Source organism: Candidatus Planktophila sp. (assembly GCF_046070465.1).
Lineage (GTDB): Bacteria > Actinomycetota > Actinomycetes > Nanopelagicales > Nanopelagicaceae > Planktophila.
The window spans coordinates 1-3583 of sequence record NZ_JBJTMK010000153.1 but is presented as its reverse complement, the minus strand read 5'-3'; the positions used below and the strand labels follow the sequence as shown (position 1 = coordinate 3583).

Here is a 3583-nt window from a genome sequence, read left to right as displayed (position 1 = left end):
AGAAGATCTTCGGTCCAACTCGTGACTGGGAATGTTATTGCGGTAAGTACAAGCGCGTCCGCTTTAAGGGAATCATCTGTGAGCGTTGTGGTGTCGAAGTAACACGCGCAAAGGTTCGACGTGAGCGTATGGGTCACATCGAGCTTGCAGCTCCTGTAACTCACATCTGGTACTTCAAGGGTGTTCCATCACGCCTTGGTTACCTTCTTGACCTTGCACCAAAGGACCTTGAAAAGGTTATCTACTTCGCTGCTTACATGATCACTGAGGTCGATGAAGAGGCTCGCGAAGAAGATCGTGCTCAGAACGAGAAGAAGCTTGCCAACGATCGTAAGAAGATCGATACAAAGCGCGATGTAGATCTCGATGCGCGTCAGAAGAAGCTTGAAGCAGATATTGCAGAGCTCGAAGCTGAAGATGCAAAGTCAGATGTAAAGCGCAAGGTCCGCGAATCTGCAGAGCGTGAGCTCAAGGCAATCCGCGAGCGTGCAGATCGCGAAATCGCACGTCTTGAAGATGTCTGGAACCGCTTTAAGAACCTCAAGGTTCAGGATCTCGAAGGTGATGAGAACCTCTACCGCGAGATGCGTGATCGTTATGGAATGTACTTCAAGGGCGATATGGGTGCTGCGGCAATCAAGAAGCGCCTTGAGACATTCGATCTCGAGACAGAGCATGCAATGCTCACAGACCTTTCTGAAAACGGTAAGGGTGCAAAGAAGACTCGCGCTATCAAGCGCCTTAAGGTCGTCAATGCATTCATGACAACCACTAACAATCCAGCATCAATGGTGCTTGATTGCGTTCCAGTTATTCCACCGGATCTACGTCCGATGGTTCAGCTCGATGGTGGACGTTTTGCGACATCAGATCTCAACGATCTCTATCGCCGCGTTATCAACCGTAACAACCGTTTGAAGCGTCTTGCTGATCTCGGTGCACCAGAGATCATCGTTAACAACGAAAAGCGTATGTTGCAGGAAGCTGTTGACTCGCTCTTCGATAACGGTCGTCGTGGTCGCCCAGTTACAGGTCCAGGTAACCGCGCACTCAAGTCACTTTCAGACATGCTTAAGGGTAAGCAGGGTCGCTTCCGTCAGAACCTTCTCGGTAAGCGCGTTGACTACTCAGGCCGTTCTGTAATTGTTGTTGGCCCACAGTTGAAGCTTCACCAGTGCGGTCTTCCAAAGCAGATGGCGCTTGAACTCTTCAAGCCATTCGTAATGAAGCGCTTGGTGGATCTCAACCATGCTCAGAACATCAAGTCAGCAAAGCGTATGGTCGAGCGTGCTCGTCCAGTCGTGTGGGATGTTCTTGAAGAAGTTATTGCAGAGCATCCAGTGCTCCTTAACCGCGCACCAACTCTTCACCGCTTGGGTATCCAGGCGTTCGAACCACAGTTGGTTGAAGGTAAGGCTATTCAGATTCACCCACTCGTATGTACAGCGTTTAACGCTGACTTCGACGGTGACCAGATGGCTGTTCACCTTCCATTGTCAGCCGAAGCGCAGGCTGAAGCTCGTATCTTGATGTTGTCTTCAAACAACATCTTGTCACCTGCTAACGGTCGACCAATTACATCTCCTACACAGGACATGGTTCTTGGTCTCTACTTCCTCACAATGGAGCGCGAGAACGAGATCGGCGCAGGCCGTGCGTTCTCTTCACTCGCTGAAGCGATCATGGCATTTGATCAGCACTCAGTTTCATTGCAGGCAAAGGTCAAGATTCGTCTCAAGGGTGAAACTCGTGAGACAACAATTGGTCGCGCACTCTTCAACGAGGCACTTCCTGCAGACTTCCCATTCATCGATCACGATGTAACAAAGAAGGCTCTCGGCGTAATTGTTGATCGTCTTGCTGAGTTCTATCCAAAGGTCACCGTGGCGCAGACTCTCGATGAGTTGAAGTCACTTGGTTTCCACTGGGCAACTCGCGCTGGCGCAACAATCGGTATCGAAGATGTTGTAACTCCAGCTCGTAAGGGCGAGATCCTTGCTACCTATGAAACATTGGCAGACAAGGTTCAGTCACAGTACGAAAAGGGTCTCATCACAGATGACGAGCGTCGCCAAGAGCTCATCGAGATCTGGACTAAGGCAACAGCTGAAGTTGGTAAAGAGATGGAAGATGGCTTCCCTCGCGTCAACCCAGTCTGGATGATGGTCTACTCAGGTGCTCGTGGAAATATGATGCAGATTCGTCAGATCGCAGGTATGCGTGGTCTTGTGGCGAATCCAAAGGGTGAAATTATTCCTCGCCCTATTAAGTCAAACTTCCGTGAAGGCTTGTCAGTTCTCGAATACTTTATTTCGACACACGGTGCTCGTAAGGGTGGCGCGGATACAGCTCTTCGTACAGCTGACTCTGGTTACCTCACCCGTCGTCTCTGCGACGTTGCACAGGATGTCATCATTCGCGAGGAAGATTGCGGTACTGATCGCGGTCTCTCACTTCCAATTGCTGTTCGTCAGCAAGCTGGAAACCTCGTCAAGCATGATCACGTTGAATCATCTGTCTACGGCCGTACCTTGGCTGAAGATGTTGAGAACAATGGCGAAGTCATCATGAAGGCAGGCACAGACCTCGGAGATCGCGATATCGATGCACTCGTTGCAGCTGGTATCGATGAGATCAAGGTTCGCTCAGTCCTAACTTGCGATAGCAAGGTTGGACAGTGTGCAGCTTGCTACGGTCGCTCACTCGCTGCAGGTCAGCGTGTAGCAGTCGGTGAGGCAGTCGGAATCATTGCTGCGCAGTCAATTGGTGAGCCTGGAACACAGCTCACAATGCGTACCTTCCACACCGGTGGTGTTGCAGGTGATGACATCACTCACGGTCTTCCACGTATCGTCGAGCTCTTCGAAGCACGTACACCTAAGGGTGTTGCGCCAATCGCAGAGGCAGCGGGCGTTGTTTCATTCCGTGAAGATGCAAAGGGCAAGAAGATCGTCGTCACACCAGATGATGGTGGAGAAGAAGTCGCTTACCCAATCACACGTCGTCAGAAGCTTCTCGTAGAGGAAGGACAGCGCGTTGAAGTCGGCCAGAAGATGGTTGTCGGCGCTATCGATCCAAAGCAGGTTCTTCGTATCCTTGGCCCACGTGCAACACAGGTACACCTTGTTAACGAAATTCAAGGTGTATACCGTTCACAGGGCGTAGGAATCCACGACAAGCACATCGAAGTTGTTGTTCGCCAGATGCTCAAGCGCATTACAGTTCTTGAGGCTGGAGATACAGATCTGCTTCCAGGTGAGCTCGTAGAGCACAACCGCTTTATGGCTGAAAACCGCAAGGCTGTTACATCAGGCGTTAAGGCTGCTTCAGGTCGCCCAGAACTTATGGGTATCACCAAGGCATCTCTTGCAACTGAGTCATGGTTGTCAGCGGCTTCATTCCAGGAAACAACTCGCGTACTTACAGATGCAGCACTCTCAGAGAAGAGCGATCCATTGCTCGGTCTTAAGGAGAACGTCATCATCGGTAAGTTGATCCCAGCAGGTACAGGTCTTGGTCGTTATCGCAACGTCAAGGTTGAGCCAACTGAGGAAGCAAAGGCAGCTGTTTATGCCGCTTACGA

Annotated in this window: 1 protein-coding gene; it reads left to right on the top strand. The window is 50.8% G+C overall.

Annotated features, from left to right (window positions below):
- Positions 1 to 3583, top strand: a 3583-nt coding sequence (locus ACKOVI_RS06600; protein ID WP_509603288.1) for a DNA-directed RNA polymerase subunit beta', incomplete at both ends; no start/stop codon positions are given.